Source organism: Catenibacterium faecis, from assembly GCF_014306455.1.
Classification (GTDB): Bacteria; Bacillota_I; Bacilli_A; order Erysipelotrichales; family Coprobacillaceae; genus Catenibacterium; species Catenibacterium mitsuoka_A.
The window spans coordinates 54,676-69,103 of sequence record NZ_JACRWG010000004.1 but is presented as its reverse complement, the minus strand read 5'-3'; the positions used below and the strand labels follow the sequence as shown (position 1 = coordinate 69,103).

The following is a 14,428-nucleotide window of genomic DNA, read 5'->3' as shown; positions in this document are numbered from 1 at the left end:
GATAGACCTAGATATGTGAGGTTTACCACAAAAGAAAAATGCCCGTAGAGCCTATAAAATAAGGCTTTGCGGACATTTAAGAAGATATAAAAAGATAGTCAAAAAGACATATATAATTTTTATTAAATATGCAAATGATTTATCTTGTATAGATTGTGCAGTCTGAGATATGTGTATCTTCTTCCTGTAGATGATAGATAATCTGACTCACTACATAATAACCATTATTCACAAAGATTTCGATAACACCTTCATCGTAATAGATTTCTAAATCACACTGACCATTTAATACAGGTGTTTTATGAATATTGTATAGTTCATCATTATTCACAGATACAGCTGTACGATCTACGACTAACTGATCATCAACATAAGAAATCTTAACACCACCTAAAGTAATTGTTTCATTGTCTTCTAGTGTTGTTTTCATTAAGAAAGGTTCATCAAAATCAATAGTATCTGTTGTATGCACAAATGTATTCTTAATTAATGGATGTACATCCTGATAAACATGCCCGTCTTTACAAGAAAGATGACGTGGCATTGTGAATAAACCAATCCATTCTTCACCTTCTAAGACTTCCTTCATTCTCATCCATCCTAAAATAGTACGTTTATTGTTTTCATCTAAGAATGTCTGAGGAGCATAGAAATCAAAGCCATAGTCAATAAACATAAGGTCTCCCGCCTTAGACATTGTACATGTTTCTTTATCAAAGTTGACTGGCATAATAGCCGCATTACTATTAGGACGTGGATAACCATCTAAGTTTTCAGGTGAGAAGACTAAGAAGTACTGTCCATCTAATTCAAATAGATCTGGACATTCCCACATGTTTCCAATTGAAGAATCGACGAATCTATTCTTATAAGTAAATGTCATTCCGTCTTCACTTTCGTAGAATAATACTTCTCCATCAAAATCATCCCCATTTGGAACCTTACTTCCTAGGATCATATAAACATGTCCATTCTTACCTAACCAGACTTTAGGATCTCTTGTATGCTGATCATGTCCTAAAGAAGGATCAGTAATCACATCAACAACCTTATATTTTGCGTCTTTATTATTGAAGTGATATCCATCATCACTAATAAGTAATGCCTGTGATGCAATTAAGTCATCCTTAATAAGTGGCTTATGGATATATTCAGGGTTTTCAATACCATACTTAATGGCAGTGTAATATAAATACATCTTACCATTGTAGTTAAGTGCTGACCCTGAGAAGATTCCGTTTCTGTCATAATCCTTAGAAGGATATAAAGCGATTGGGAGATGCTTAAATGTCTGAAAATCTTTAGTGACTGCATGTCCCCAATGCATTGTGCCCCATGATGTATCATATGGGAAATGCTGGTAGAAGATATGATATTCTCCATTAAAATAAGTTAGCCCATTAGGATCATTGATCCAGTTTCTAGGTGCTGTAAAGTGTATTTTTGGTCTCATTCTATTATTCCTCCATCTCTATCTTATTATAATGAAATCGGTCACATATTCAACAATAAAAAGAAGTACTTGTTGTACTTCTTAATACTCATACTTCTTTAATTCGCAGTTTTTTATACCAAAGGCAGAAAATTCATCATTGGTCATATCATGGAAATAAGATTCAATAATACGCGAAATACCATTATGGGCAACTAAAAGATAAACATGTTCATCATCCTTCTTCACATCATCTAATAAACTATAGATACGATGAGCAAGATGCAACATTGTTTCTCCTCCTTCAAAAGAGTTCACAAAACATGTCTTTGCCTGCTTGAATTCTTCTCCATCTCTAGGCGTAGATTCATATTTCCCAAAATTCTGTTCCTTAAGTCTTAATTCTTCTCTTGCTGGTATACCTGTTACTTCAGATATATGTAAGGCAGTATCCTTTGCACGGCTTAATGGTGAATAAAGAATTTGATCTATATGGATATGATGTTCCTTAATATAATGTCCAAATTCTATAGCCTGCTTATGTCCTAGATTTGTTAAGGCAATGTCCGTTGCCCCACAGATCTTATTTTCTACATTCCAGATAGTCTGACCATGGCGTGTAAAATAGAAATGCCCCATTATTTTAAAGCCTCATCAAATACACGTTTGAAGTTTGCCTTGATTGAATCAAAATCATCCTGGATTGTACATTCAAAGCACTTCTCTTTTCCAATAAATAAAGAAGGAACTGCATAATAATCATAATTTTCAGCTAAAGCGACATTTTCACTTTCTTCAATTTTTTCTATATCCAATGACTGATATGCTTTATTTTCTGTCATAAGTTCATCCATCGCTTTTTTTGCCTTCTGACAAAATGGACATTCTTCTAAATAAAACATTGTGATCTTTTTCATATATATCCCTCACTTTCTTATCTCTATTATTCTCTTTTTTATGCCATTTATCAACATATTTGATTTAAATGTAAGTGCTTGTTCTATTAGTTTTAATTTCAAACTAGTATATTTGTTGTACAATTATGGCGCTTTTGTCATATTTATTGCTAATTTATTTGATTTTTAAAATCAAAGGTCTATAATGCAAGTCAAGGAATAGTTTGATATTCCAAGTAGTGAAAAGGAGAATGATATGAAATCTAATGTTTCAAATCTAGTCAGAGATGCATTGATGTTGGGAGTTCTCATCTGTTTATCACAGATTTCTGTGGCATTGCCTACAGCTGTTCCTATCACATTGCAAACCCTGGCCATCTATCTCATTGCGTGTCTATTGACACCAAATCACGCATTCTATACAGTGCTTTGTTATTTGATTATGGGAGCTATTGGTCTTCCAGTATTTAGTAATTTCAATAGTGGTATGGGTGCTCTTATAGGTCCAACAGGAGGCTTCTTATTCAGTTTTCCTATTATGGCATTAGTGATGAGTACTATTATTACTCATGACCGTTCAGTTAAAGGACATATTCTTGCCATGATTATTGGAACGGCTATTACTTATGGACTTGGAAGTATTTACTTCATGTATACAATGAAAGCATCACTTCTAAGTACATTAATGACTTGTGTATTACCATTCTTACTTGGTGATGCACTAAAGATTGCAGTCAGCTGCATGATCGCATTTAAATTAGAAAAGATTGTATTAAAAAAGACAGTATTGTCATAAGGAGGATATAAACATGACAACATTTGATAAGGTAAAAGATATTATTGTAGATTCACTTAGCTGTGATGAAGAACAGGTAACATTAGAAGCATCTTTAAAGGATGATCTTGATGCAGATTCATTAGATGCCGTTGAATTAATTATGGCTGTAGAAGATGAATTCGATGTACAAATTCCTGATGAAGAAGCCAACAAGATGGCTACTGTAAAGGACATTGTTGATTACTTAGAAGCAAATGCTTAATTTTTTAAATAAATAGTTTGAATTTCAAAGAAAGAAGGTTTTCTATGGATTTAGTCAGAGAGTTGATGGAAGCTTTTGAACAAGCTGATATCGATAAGATGAAAATTGAAATGGAAGGCGTGAAACTTGAACTTGAAAAGAGTCAACAGGTGCAGGTAACTGCACCTGTCACTGTATCTAGTGAAAGTGCGCCTGTTGTTGTACAAGAAGTAAAGGAAGAAAAACCAGTTATTAGTGGTACAGAAGTAAAGGCCCCTCTTGTAGGAGTTTATTATTCTTCTCCTTCCCCAGATGATCAGCCTTTTGTCAAGGAAGGGTCAAAAGTCACTAAGGGACAGACATTATGTATTATTGAAGCCATGAAGGTCATGAATGAAATTAAAGCACCTGTAGATGGTACTGTCCGTTCTCTATTAGTGAAGGATGAAGATTTAGTCAGCTTTGATCAGACTTTAATGATCATAGAGGAATAGTATGTTTAAGAAGATTTTAATTGCGAATCGTGGAGAAATCGCTGTTCGTATTATTCGTGCATGTAAAGAGATGGATATTTTAACGGTAGCCATTTATTCTACGGCTGATCAGAATACATTACATGTACAGTTAGCGGATGAAGCAGTATGTGTCGGTGGTCCTAAGAGTGCTGATAGTTATTTAAATAAGGAAGCGATTATTACTGCAGCTGTTGAGACAGGATGTCAGGCGATTCATCCAGGTTTTGGTTTTTTATCTGAAAATAGTGATTTTGCAAGACTTGTAGAAACTTGTGGACTTAAGTTTATTGGTCCTAAGGGTGATGTTATTGATGCATTAGGTAATAAGTCTAAGGCAAGAGAAATGATGATTGAAGCAGGTGTTCCTGTCGTTCCAGGATCTAATGGTTCAGTCAATACATATGAAGAATTAAAAGAAGTAGTGAATGAGATTGGTTATCCTGTGCTTATTAAAGCGAGTGCTGGTGGTGGAGGACGTGGTATGCGTAAAGCCTTTAGTGAAGATGAACTAGAGAATGCCTTTATGACTGCCAAGGCAGAAGCCAAAGCATGCTTTGGGGATGATGATATGTATGTAGAGAAACTTGTATTGAATCCTAAGCATATTGAGTTCCAGATTTTAGCGGATGAGCATGGCAATGTGATTCATTTAGGTGAGAGAGACTGTTCTATTCAAAGACGTAATCAGAAAATGATAGAAGAAGCACCATGCAAGGTGCTTGATGCATCTCTACGTTTGAAAATGGGTGAATCTGCAGTCAAAGCTGCACAGGGTGCTGGTTATACCAATGCTGGAACTGTTGAGTTTGTTTTAGATGAACACAACAACTATTACTTTATTGAGATGAATACGCGTATTCAGGTAGAACATCCTATTACTGAAATGGTCACTGGTATTGATCTCATTAAGCAGCAGATTCGTATTGCATCAGGTTTACCTTTAAGCTTTAAACAGGAAGATATTACTTTACAGGGTCATTCTATTGAATGTCGTATTAATGCGGAAGATCCCTTCCATAACTTTAGACCATGTCCTGGTCAAGTAAACTTCATGCATTTACCTGGAGGACCAGGTGTTCGAGTGGATACGATGTTATATACAGGTTATACACTCCCTACTCAATATGATTCAATGGTCGCAAAAGTGATTGTCCATGCCCCTACTCGACTAGAAGCAATCAAGCGTATGAGACGCGCTTTAAGTGAACTTGTGATTGAAGGTATTACGACTAACCAGACATTACAGTTCTATATCCTACATCAGCCCGATTATATTAAAGGACATTTTAATACAAGCTTTATTGAAACACATTTAGATGAGATGGTGAGTGAAAATGGATAGTATCTGGAAGAAAAGAAAACAACAATTACAGGACTTTCGTCGTTATTTAAATAAAGACAACAAAGTCAAGAAGCAGGAAGTGCCTGATGGGTTATATCAGGCATGTCCTAACTGTAATAGTACAATTCGTACACTTGATTTAAAGAATCATTTACAGGTATGTCCACAATGTGGTCATCACCTCTTTATTGATGCTTATGCACGTTTAGATGCGTTGTTTGATCATGGTAAATATAAGGAATACTACACTTCTATGAAATCAGGAAATCCATTAGGATTCCCTGGTTATGAAGAAAAACTTGAGAAGTATGAATATAAGACAGGATTACATGATGGGGTTGTAGTGGCAGGTGGTCGTATTGATCATATGCGTACAATTGTCGTTGTGATGGATCATCGTTTTATGATGGCTTCTATGGGTAGTGTGGCTGGTGAAAAGATTACACGTGCAATTGAAATGGCAACAAGAAAGAAATTACCTTTGATTATTTTCACATCAAGTGGTGGTGCAAGAATGCAGGAAGGCATCTTCTCTTTAATGCAGATGGGTAAAACATGTGCTGCATTAAAACGTCATTTAGATGCTGGACTTCTTTATATTTCTTATTTAACACACCCTACAACAGGAGGTGTCACTGCATCATTCGCAATGCTTGGTGATATTAATATTGCAGAACCAGAAGCTTTAGTTGGTTTTGCAGGACCTAGAGTTATTGAAAGTACTATGAAGACAAAGCTACCTGATGGATTCCAGCGTGCTGAATTCTTAGAAGATCATGGCTTTGTAGATATGATTGTGGAACGTGAGAAGATGCGTGACACATTGGCTTTATTATTACGTATGCATGCATAAGGAGGTTTATATGTCTTTAAAGGAAAAGGAAGAAAAGATTGCGGAGCTAGAAAAGAAGCTTGCAGTCATTAAGAATGATAGAGAAATAGATTCCAGTAAGATTGAAGAAACAATCAATGATTATAAGAAAGAGACATATTCACATCTTTGTGCATATGATCGTGTTTATCTTGCGAGAAAGCCTGAACGTTCTCATATACATGAGTTTATTGATCATGTGTTTGATGAGTTTGTAGAAATGCGTGGTGATCGTTATTTCAAGGATGATCAGGCAATTGTCGGTGGTATTGGGATGTTTAATAACATGCCCGTCACAATTATTGGACATCAAAAAGGAAGAAGTATTGATGAAAATTTAAAGTGTCAGTTTGGTATGGCAAGTCCTGAAGGGTATCGCAAAGGGATGCGTTTAATGAAACAGGCAGAGAAGTTCCATCGTCCTATTATTACTTTTATTGATACTCCGGGTGCTTATCCTGGTATTAGTTCTGAAGAGAATGGTATTGGTGAAGCGATTGGTCAGAGTCTGATGATGATGAGTGATTTAAAGGTTCCTATTATTGTGATTATTACTGGTGAAGGGGGAAGTGGTGGTGCTTTAGCCCTAAGTATCGGTGATCACTTAGCTATGTTAGAGAATGCGGTTTATTCTGTTTTATCTCCTGAAGGTTTTGCATCTATTCTTTGGAAAGATGTGAAAGGAGAACGTATTGAGGAAGCATGTGAAGTCATGAAGATGACAGCTGAAGATTTATATCATTATGGGATTATTGATGAAATCATCAAGGAACCTCTAGGTGGTATGACTACAAATCCTGTCGCTGTATATAGAAATATACGTAAGGTGATTAGAGAACAGTTAGATATTCTAGTCCCAATGGATGTAAATACTTTAATACGCAAGAGATATAACAGATATCGTAAGATTGGAGAATGGAAGAATGGATAAGGGTATTTCTATCATCGATACAGGATATTATGTACCTGAAAATGTACTGACTAATGATGATCTATCAAAGATAGTTGATACTAGCGATGAATGGATTTATCCCCGCACTGGTATCAAGAAACGTCATATATGCAAAGATGAAACACTTATAGATATGGCTTATAAGGCATCTTTAAAGGCATTAAACAACATCAATAAAGAAGATATTGGAATCATTATTGTGGCAACAATGTCTTCTCCCTATAATACCCCTTCTATTGCCTGTCTCTTACAGGAACGTTTAGGTTTAAATAATAATGTATTTGCGTTCGATTTAAACGGGGCATGTAGTGGGTTTGTCTATGCATTATCAGTGGCACGTTCATTACTTTATACAAGTGATAAGCGTTATGCCTTAATTATTGGTGCTGAACAGCTTTCAAATCTCATTGATTGGAAAGATCGTACAACATGCATCTTGTTTGGTGATGGCGCTGGTGCTGTTGTCATAGAGAAAGAAAATAAGTTATTTTGTGATTATCAAGGATCAGAAGGCAATGAAGAAGTGCTTTATGGTTTAAAGAGTGATTATTTACATATGGAAGGTAAAGAAGTATTTAAGTTTGCGACAAGAGTTCTTCCTATGTGTATAGAGAAAGTATTAGAGAAGGCATCACTTACTAAAGATGATATTGATTACTTTGTGGTGCATCAGGCAAATGAAAGAATTATTCGTCATGTCTATAAGAAAATGAAAATAACATCGGATAAGTTTTATCTGAATGTCGATGAATATGGTAATACATCTGCTGCAAGTATTCCTCTTGTACTTGGAGAGATGAATGAAAAGAAGTTATTAAAAAGAGGTATGAAGATACTCTGTGTTGGTTTTGGTGCAGGACTAACTTATGGTGCCAATCTGATAGAGTGGTAAGGAGAAGACTATGTGGTTAAATGAAACATTAAAGATTAAATACCCTCTTATTCAGGGTGGTATGGCTAATATTGCGACAGGTGCTTTTGCGGCAGCTGTATCTAATGCAGGTGGTTTAGGACTTATTGCAGGTGGTGGTATGTCTCCTGAAATGTTAAGAGAAAATATCCGTGAAGCAAAGAAACTTACTGATAAACCTTTTGGTGTTAATTTGATGTTATTACATCCTCAAGCAGGAGAAATGGCTGATATTGTGGTAGAAGAAAAAGTACCTGTTGTTACAACAGGTGCTGGTAATCCAGGTATTTATATTAAGAAATGGAAGGAAGCAGGTATTATTGTGATGCCTGTAGTCCCTAGTGTTGCCCTTGCGAGACGTATGGAAAAAGCAGGTGTGGATGCCGTTATTGCGGAAGGAACTGAATCTGGTGGTCATGTGGGAGAATTGACTACTATGGCTTTAGCACCACAGGTCAAGGCTGCAGTGAATATTCCTGTGATTGTTGCAGGTGGGATTGCGAGTGGTAAACAACTTCTTGCAGCAGTTGCACTTGGTGCTGATGGTGTACAGGTTGGTACTATTCTTCTTGCAAGTACAGAATGTCCTATTCACCAGAACTATAAGAATGCGATTATTAAGGCAAAAGATACTGATACAACAGTAACTGGACGTATTGCTGGAACTCCTGTACGTATCTTAAAGAACAAGATGGCACGTACTTATATTAAGAAAGAAAAAGAAGGAGCCGAAATGATGGAACTAGAGAAGTATACATTAGGTTCTTTAAAACGCGCTGTATTTGAAGGTGATGTAGAAACCGGTTCTTTAATGAGTGGTCAGGTAGCTGGTATGGTGCATGAAGAAAGAAGTCTTAAAGACATCATTGAAGGTTTATTTAAAGAATATGAAGAAGAAAAGAAGCGTGTGATGGAGGTTCATCTATGAAAATAGGATCACATTCTTTATCTCTCCCTTTAATTCAGGGAGGAATGGGTGTTGGTGTTTCCTTAAGTTCTTTAGCTGGAAATGTAGCTAAGAAAGGCGCAATGGGTGTTATTTCTACAGCTCAGATTGGTTTTAAAAAGCCTTCTTTTCTTAAAGATACAAAGAAAGCGAATCTAGAAGCGATTGATGAAGAAATCAAACGTGCTAAAGAGATTTCAAATAATAACGGCATGGTAGCAGTCAATGTCATGGTAGCCTTAAGTGATTATGAACAGCATGTCAGACAAGCTGTTAAAAGTGGTGTAGATGCGATTATTTCTGGGGCTGGTCTTCCTTTAAAACTTCCTGAATATGTGGATGAAAAGACAGCGATTGCGCCTATTGTATCTTCTGGTAAGGCAGCACGTTTGATATTAAACAAGTGGAAACGTCAATATGATCGTACAGCTGACTTTATTGTGATTGAAGGATATAAAGCAGGTGGTCATCTTGGATTTAAGAAAGAAGAATTATTAGAGAATACATGTGCTTCTTTAAAGGATATCTTGAAGGATGTTAAAGAAGTTGTGAAAGGCTTTGAAGAGCTATTTAATCATTCTATTCCAGTCTTTGTAGCTGGTGGCATCTATACTAATGAAGATATTAAAGAGATGTTAGAAGCTGGTGCGGATGGTGTTCAGATGGGTACACGTTTTATTGGTACTTATGAATGTGATGCTTCAATGGAGTATAAGAATTATTTTATTAATGGTAAGAAGGAAGATATCAAGATTGTACAGTCTCCTGTTGGTATGCCAGGACGTGCTTTTATGACACCTTTTATGGAAAAGACACATCCTATCAAGAGATGTTTTAGATGTATTGCGAGCTGTGATATGAAGTCTATTCCTTATTGTATTACTCAAGCTTTAATTAATGCGGTAAATGGTGATTGTGAGAATGGTCTTGTATTTACTGGCACAAACGGATATCGCATCGACAAACTTGTACATGTAAGTGATCTGATTGATGAATTAATGGAGGGTATTGTATGAAACTCGGTTTTATCTATGCAGGACAAGGAACACAATATGTAGGTATGGGACAGTCTTTTTATGAAAATGATGAAGACTGTAAGAACTTATTAGATAATGTAAAGTTAGATTTTGATTTAAAGGATATCATGTTTAATAGTGATGAAAAGACTATTAGTACTACACGTTTTACTCAGCCTGCGATGGTAGCAGTTGCGAATATGGCGACTCTTCTTTTAAAGAAGAATGGTATTACACCTGATTATGTATGTGGTTTATCTTTAGGTGAATACAGTGCTTTAAGTGCAGCAGGTGTATTTGATCCTGAAACAGCAATCCAGGTTGTAAGAGAAAGAGGTCTCGCAATGGAAAAAGCAGCTGAAGGTGTTGAGAGTGCCATGATGGCTATTCTTGGACTTGAACGTGAACCATTACTTGATATATGTGTTGGCTGTGATGGATATGTTTCTATTGCGAACTATAACTGTCCTGGACAGTTAGTTATTGCAGGAGAAAAGAAAGCAGTAGAAGAAGCTGGTCAGAAGGCATTGGATCATTGTGCAAGAAGAGCTGTACCTTTAAATACAAGTGGTCCTTTCCATACAAAATTATTAAAGGATGCAAGTACAAGACTTCATGAAGTATTTAAAGATGTTACATTCCATGAAATGAATGTCCCAGTGATTTTCAATTGTACTGGTAAGGAATTAGAAGATTGCAGTGTACAGGAGATGTTAGAGAAACAGGTCATGAGTCCTGTATATTTTGAAGATAGTATTCGTACTATGCTTAATAATGGTGTGGATACAATTATAGAGATTGGACCTGGTAAGGTATTAAGTGGTTTTGTCCGTAAGATTGATAGAAAAATCAAGACATATCAGGTAGAAGATATGGCTTCTTTGCAGAAGTGTGTGGAGGCATTAAATGAAACTAAGTAATAAGGTTGCCCTTGTCACTGGGGGGTTAAAAGGTATTGGACGTGCGACAGTGATGGAACTTGCCATGCAGGGTGCAGATATTGCATTAAATTATCGTGCAAGTGAAAAGAATAAAGTATTAGCTGAAGAATTAGTAAAAGAACTTAAAGATCTTGGTAGAGATGTATTATGTGTTGAAGGTGATATTTCTCATGAAGAGGATGTAGAAAACATCTTCAAGAGTATCAAGAAGTACTTTGGACATCTTGATATTCTTGTGAATAATGCAGGTATTACAAGAGATCAGTTAATTTTAAGAATGAAAACTGAAGACTTTGATGCCGTTATTAATACAAATCTTAAGGGAACTTATTTATGTATGAAGCAGGCAAGCCGTTTAATGATGAAACAGAAGTCTGGTCATATTATTTCTTTATCTTCTGTCGTAGGTGTGATTGGTAATGCCGGACAGGTTAACTATGCAGCAAGTAAAGCAGGTGTCATTGGTATGACAATGTCTCTTGCAAGAGAATTAGGTCCTAGAGGTGTGACTGTGAATGCAGTAGCTCCTGGATTTATTGAAACTGATATGACAGAAGTATTAAGTGATGAAGTAAAAGAAGGTTTAAAGGCATCTATTCCTTTAGGAACACTTGGACATGTAGAGGATGTTGCAAAGACAATCGCATTCCTAGCAAGTGATGATGCAAAGTATATTACAGGACAGACCATTCATGTAGATGGTGGAATGGCTATGTAAGGAGGAGCTTATGACAAAACGTAGAGTAGTAGTTACAGGTATAGGAACTATTAATCCTATTGGACATAATGTAGAAGAAACATGGAAATCTATTGAAGAAGGTAAGTGCGGTATTGCGCCTATTTCTTTATTTGATACAAAAGGTATGAAGGTCACTCTTGCAGGTGAAGTCAAAGACTTTGATGTCACAAAGTATATTGATAAAAAAGAAGCGAAGAAGATGGACCGCTTTATTCAGATGGGTATGATTGCATCAAAAGAAGCAATGCTTGATAGTGGTCTTGATATCAACAATATTGATTCTCATCGTTTTGGAGTGATTGTATCAAGTGGTATTGGTGGTTTAGGTTCTATCGAAAAGAACTATCAGACAGGAGAAAAGAGAGGTTTTGATAGAGTATCTCCTTTCTTTATTCCTATGACTATTTCTAACTTAGCAGCTGGTCATATTGCGATTGCTTATCATGCACAAGGGTTATGTACCTGCCCAGTAACTGCATGTGCAGGTGGTACAAATGCGATTGGTGATGCATTTAGAAATATTCGTGATGGTTATCAGGATGTCATGATTGCAGGTGGTTGTGAAGCATCTGTGACTCCTTTAGGTATTGGTGGATTTACTTCTATGAAGGCTTTAAGTGATGCCACTGATCCAAACCGTGCTTCTATTCCTTTTGACAAAGAAAGAAATGGATTCGTCATGGGTGAAGGTGCAGGTATTCTTATTCTTGAAGAATTAGAACATGCCTTAAAGAGAGGTGCGCATATTTATGGTGAAATGACTGGTTATGGTGTAAGCTGTGATGCCCATCATATTACTGCCCCACTTCCTAATGGTGAAGGTGGTGCTTATGCCATGCAGAATGCATTAGATGATGCAGGTATCAGTTATGATGTGATCGATTATATTAATGCACATGGTACTTCTACTCATTTAAATGATTTATGTGAAACTGAAGCGATTAAATCAGTATTTAAGGAACATGCATACAAGCTTGCGGTAAGTTCTACTAAAGGTCATACAGGGCATTGTTTAGGAGCTGCAGGGGGTATTGAAGCAGTACTATCAGTATTGGCCTTAAAGCATAACTTTATTCCTCCTACTTTGAATTATCAGGTAAAGGATGAAGAATGTGATTTAAATGTAGTACCAAATATTGGTGTTAAGAAAGATCTTCATTATGTCATGAGTAATTCATTAGGTTTTGGTGGACATAATGCAAGTATTATATTCAAGGAGTATGACAATGGAACTAAATAGTAATGAAATCGCGAAAATTAATCCTCATCGTTATCCATTTGCGCTTGTAGATCGTATTACTGATTATAAGCCAGGAGAATATGCGAAAGGCATTAAGTGTGTCAGTGTAAATGAAATGCAGTTTATGGGACATTTCCCTGAGCATCATGTGATGCCAGGTGTATTGATTGTAGAAGCTTTAGCACAGACTGGATGTATTGCGATATTAAGTCAGGAAGAACATCAAGGTAAGATTGTCTTCTTTGCAGGAATCAATAAATGTAAGTTTAAAGGACAGGTCATTCCTGGAGATGTGATGGAATTAGAATGTACACTCACAAGAATGAGAGGTAAGATCGGTATTGGTGAAGCAAAAGCAACAGTCAATGGTAAAACTGTTGTACAGGCTGAACTCACTTTTGCGATAGGTGACTAATGAAATATATAGAATTTGAAGAAATTGATTCTACTAATACGTATATTCATGATCATTATCAGGAATTAGATGATGATACAATTGTCCGTGCACATTATCAGACTCATGGTCGAGGACGTTCTAATCATATCTGGGAGGCAGATAAGAATGAACAGCTTCTCTTTAGTTATTATATGAAACAGAACGTGGATCCTTTAAAAGTGTCTGCCATTATGGCTTATGCGATTGTGACAGTTCTAAGAATGAAACAGATCAATGCATTCATTAAGTGGCCAAATGATATATATGTAAATAATCAGAAGATTGCAGGTATTCTTGTAGAGACGATTTATGAGAATACTTTACAGGGTATTATTATTGGGACAGGTCTCAATGTAAGTAAGGGTTCTTATTATTCTCTATCTGATGTGATAAATCATCCTATTGATAAAGAAAAGCTGATGTTAAATATTATTGATACATTTAAAAATATGCTTCATATGCCTTTTGCATCTTTATTAGATGGCATGAATCGTCATTCTTATTTAAGAGGTAAGACAATTCCCTATAAAGAGTATGGTTTAGTGAAATTCTTATATCTAGATGAGAATTGTCATCTTGTGATAGAGGATGAAAACAAGAAAAAACATACGATTCTCTTAAATGAATTATCATTAGGTCGTATATAATCAGTCTTCTCAAATATGTGATAAAATTGTAGAATAGAGTCAAGGAGTGGAATTATGGACGCGAAAAAGAATAATTTAATGGATTCTATTAATACAGTTTTTAAACTCGCCATTAAAGTACAGGAAGATTATATTAAGTATAGTCCTTTTCCTGAATTATCAATGAATGAAATGCATATTATAGAGGCTGTAAGTAAGCAGCAGTTTCCTACTATGACAAATGTTGCAAAGACATTAAAGGTAACTGTAGGAACATTAACTACTAATGTGAAGACTATTGTGAATAAAGGTTTTCTTACAAGAGAACGTTCTTCTGCAGATCATCGTGTCACATATCTACGTATTACTGATAAGGGATATCAGGCATTAGAGGTTCATAACCAGTTCCATAGGGATTTATCTGAACTTTATAGTCAGCATATTCCTGATGAAATGATTGGCTGGGTATATGATACAATAGAGAACGTCATAGAAGACTTAAAAGAATACCAGAAAAAACTTAACAAATAATATAACCCCCTATAGA

18 protein-coding genes are annotated in these 14,428 nt (G+C 35.8%); 15 read left to right on the top strand and 3 right to left on the bottom strand.

Features of this window, described 5'->3' with window-relative positions:
- Positions 1-139: 139 nt before the first annotated feature.
- The 3 genes from H8909_RS02650 to H8909_RS02640 form a co-directional block, all read right to left on the bottom strand.
- Positions 140-1,453 (bottom strand): glycoside hydrolase family 32 protein, encoded by a 1,314-nt coding sequence (locus H8909_RS02650; RefSeq protein ID WP_187011718.1) that lies wholly within the window; start codon positions 1,451-1,453, stop codon positions 140-142.
- A gap of 81 nt (positions 1,454-1,534) precedes the next feature.
- The gene (locus tag H8909_RS02645; RefSeq protein ID WP_187011717.1) at positions 1,535-2,071 is read right to left on the bottom strand and encodes a histidine phosphatase family protein; all 537 of its coding nucleotides are present in this window, start codon (positions 2,069-2,071) and stop codon (positions 1,535-1,537) included.
- Entirely contained in the window at positions 2,071-2,349 is a 279-nt protein-coding gene (locus H8909_RS02640) for a glutaredoxin family protein (RefSeq protein WP_006504252.1), read from the bottom strand. Before H8909_RS02640 ends, H8909_RS02645 begins: the two co-directional genes overlap by 1 nt.
- 235 nt (positions 2,350-2,584) lie before the next feature.
- Here H8909_RS02640 and H8909_RS02635 point away from each other — a divergent pair, with 235 nt between their 5' ends.
- From H8909_RS02635 to H8909_RS02565, 15 genes are read left to right on the top strand one after another with little or no spacing between them, the layout of a single operon-like run.
- On the top strand, positions 2,585-3,124 hold the full coding sequence (locus H8909_RS02635) for a biotin transporter BioY (RefSeq protein WP_187011716.1): 540 nt from the start codon (positions 2,585-2,587) through the stop codon (positions 3,122-3,124).
- A 13-nt stretch (positions 3,125-3,137) separates the two neighbouring features.
- The gene (gene acpP / locus H8909_RS02630) at positions 3,138-3,368 is read left to right on the top strand and encodes an acyl carrier protein (RefSeq protein WP_006504254.1); all 231 of its coding nucleotides are present in this window, start codon (positions 3,138-3,140) and stop codon (positions 3,366-3,368) included.
- A gap of 44 nt (positions 3,369-3,412) precedes the next feature.
- Positions 3,413-3,841 (top strand): acetyl-CoA carboxylase biotin carboxyl carrier protein, encoded by a 429-nt coding sequence (gene accB / locus H8909_RS02625; RefSeq protein WP_117458890.1) that lies wholly within the window; start codon positions 3,413-3,415, stop codon positions 3,839-3,841.
- A 1-nt stretch (position 3,842) separates the two neighbouring features.
- On the top strand, positions 3,843-5,204 hold the full coding sequence (locus tag H8909_RS02620) for an acetyl-CoA carboxylase biotin carboxylase subunit (protein ID WP_187011715.1): 1,362 nt from the start codon (positions 3,843-3,845) through the stop codon (positions 5,202-5,204).
- Entirely contained in the window at positions 5,197-6,057 is an 861-nt protein-coding gene (gene accD / locus H8909_RS02615; protein ID WP_187011714.1) for an acetyl-CoA carboxylase, carboxyltransferase subunit beta, read from the top strand. The genes H8909_RS02620 and accD overlap by 8 nt, the downstream gene beginning before the upstream one ends.
- 10 nt (positions 6,058-6,067) lie before the next feature.
- Complete coding sequence (locus H8909_RS02610) at positions 6,068-7,006, top strand: acetyl-CoA carboxylase carboxyltransferase subunit alpha (RefSeq protein ID WP_022424947.1); 939 nt, start codon at positions 6,068-6,070, stop codon at positions 7,004-7,006.
- Complete coding sequence (locus H8909_RS02605; protein ID WP_187011713.1) at positions 6,999-7,919, top strand: beta-ketoacyl-ACP synthase III; 921 nt, start codon at positions 6,999-7,001, stop codon at positions 7,917-7,919. The genes H8909_RS02610 and H8909_RS02605 overlap by 8 nt, the downstream gene beginning before the upstream one ends.
- A 10-nt stretch (positions 7,920-7,929) precedes the next feature.
- Positions 7,930-8,865 (top strand): nitronate monooxygenase, encoded by a 936-nt coding sequence (locus tag H8909_RS02600; protein ID WP_117458885.1) that lies wholly within the window; start codon positions 7,930-7,932, stop codon positions 8,863-8,865.
- A complete protein-coding gene (locus H8909_RS02595) occupies positions 8,862-9,899 on the top strand; it encodes an NAD(P)H-dependent flavin oxidoreductase (protein WP_187011712.1) in 1,038 nt (345 codons plus the stop codon). The genes H8909_RS02600 and H8909_RS02595 overlap by 4 nt, the downstream gene beginning before the upstream one ends.
- Positions 9,896-10,819 (top strand): ACP S-malonyltransferase, encoded by a 924-nt coding sequence (gene fabD / locus H8909_RS02590; RefSeq protein WP_187011711.1) that lies wholly within the window; start codon positions 9,896-9,898, stop codon positions 10,817-10,819. The genes H8909_RS02595 and fabD overlap by 4 nt, the downstream gene beginning before the upstream one ends.
- Positions 10,806-11,558, top strand: coding sequence for a 3-oxoacyl-[acyl-carrier-protein] reductase (gene fabG / locus H8909_RS02585; protein WP_187011710.1), 753 nt, complete (start codon positions 10,806-10,808; stop codon positions 11,556-11,558). The genes fabD and fabG overlap by 14 nt, the downstream gene beginning before the upstream one ends.
- Positions 11,559-11,568: 10 nt before the next feature.
- Positions 11,569-12,819 carry a beta-ketoacyl-ACP synthase II gene (fabF, locus tag H8909_RS02580; RefSeq protein ID WP_187011709.1) on the top strand — a complete coding sequence of 417 codons (1,251 nt, stop codon included), beginning with the start codon at positions 11,569-11,571 and terminating at the stop codon, positions 12,817-12,819.
- Complete coding sequence (fabZ, locus tag H8909_RS02575) at positions 12,806-13,234, top strand: 3-hydroxyacyl-ACP dehydratase FabZ (protein WP_022424954.1); 429 nt, start codon at positions 12,806-12,808, stop codon at positions 13,232-13,234. Before fabF ends, fabZ begins: the two co-directional genes overlap by 14 nt.
- A complete protein-coding gene (locus H8909_RS02570) occupies positions 13,234-13,902 on the top strand; it encodes a biotin--[acetyl-CoA-carboxylase] ligase (protein WP_187011708.1) in 669 nt (222 codons plus the stop codon). Before fabZ ends, H8909_RS02570 begins: the two co-directional genes overlap by 1 nt.
- A 54-nt stretch (positions 13,903-13,956) precedes the next feature.
- Positions 13,957-14,412, top strand: coding sequence for a MarR family winged helix-turn-helix transcriptional regulator (locus H8909_RS02565; RefSeq protein WP_187011707.1), 456 nt, complete (start codon positions 13,957-13,959; stop codon positions 14,410-14,412).
- Positions 14,413-14,428: the final 16 nt, after the last annotated feature.

Coding starts and splice junctions, on each gene's coding strand:
- H8909_RS02650 (WP_187011718.1), bottom strand. CDS start 1,453: ATGAGACCAAAAATACACTTTACAGCACCTAGAAACTGGATCAATGAT.
- H8909_RS02645 (WP_187011717.1), bottom strand. CDS start 2,071: ATGGGGCATTTCTATTTTACACGCCATGGTCAGACTATCTGGAATGTA.
- H8909_RS02640 (WP_006504252.1), bottom strand. CDS start 2,349: ATGAAAAAGATCACAATGTTTTATTTAGAAGAATGTCCATTTTGTCAG.
- H8909_RS02635 (WP_187011716.1), top strand. CDS start 2,585: ATGAAATCTAATGTTTCAAATCTAGTCAGAGATGCATTGATGTTGGGA.
- acpP (WP_006504254.1), top strand. CDS start 3,138: ATGACAACATTTGATAAGGTAAAAGATATTATTGTAGATTCACTTAGC.
- accB (WP_117458890.1), top strand. CDS start 3,413: ATGGATTTAGTCAGAGAGTTGATGGAAGCTTTTGAACAAGCTGATATC.
- H8909_RS02620 (WP_187011715.1), top strand. CDS start 3,843: ATGTTTAAGAAGATTTTAATTGCGAATCGTGGAGAAATCGCTGTTCGT.
- accD (WP_187011714.1), top strand. CDS start 5,197: ATGGATAGTATCTGGAAGAAAAGAAAACAACAATTACAGGACTTTCGT.
- H8909_RS02610 (WP_022424947.1), top strand. CDS start 6,068: ATGTCTTTAAAGGAAAAGGAAGAAAAGATTGCGGAGCTAGAAAAGAAG.
- H8909_RS02605 (WP_187011713.1), top strand. CDS start 6,999: ATGGATAAGGGTATTTCTATCATCGATACAGGATATTATGTACCTGAA.
- H8909_RS02600 (WP_117458885.1), top strand. CDS start 7,930: ATGTGGTTAAATGAAACATTAAAGATTAAATACCCTCTTATTCAGGGT.
- H8909_RS02595 (WP_187011712.1), top strand. CDS start 8,862: ATGAAAATAGGATCACATTCTTTATCTCTCCCTTTAATTCAGGGAGGA.
- fabD (WP_187011711.1), top strand. CDS start 9,896: ATGAAACTCGGTTTTATCTATGCAGGACAAGGAACACAATATGTAGGT.
- fabG (WP_187011710.1), top strand. CDS start 10,806: ATGAAACTAAGTAATAAGGTTGCCCTTGTCACTGGGGGGTTAAAAGGT.
- fabF (WP_187011709.1), top strand. CDS start 11,569: ATGACAAAACGTAGAGTAGTAGTTACAGGTATAGGAACTATTAATCCT.
- fabZ (WP_022424954.1), top strand. CDS start 12,806: ATGGAACTAAATAGTAATGAAATCGCGAAAATTAATCCTCATCGTTAT.
- H8909_RS02570 (WP_187011708.1), top strand. CDS start 13,234: ATGAAATATATAGAATTTGAAGAAATTGATTCTACTAATACGTATATT.
- H8909_RS02565 (WP_187011707.1), top strand. CDS start 13,957: ATGGACGCGAAAAAGAATAATTTAATGGATTCTATTAATACAGTTTTT.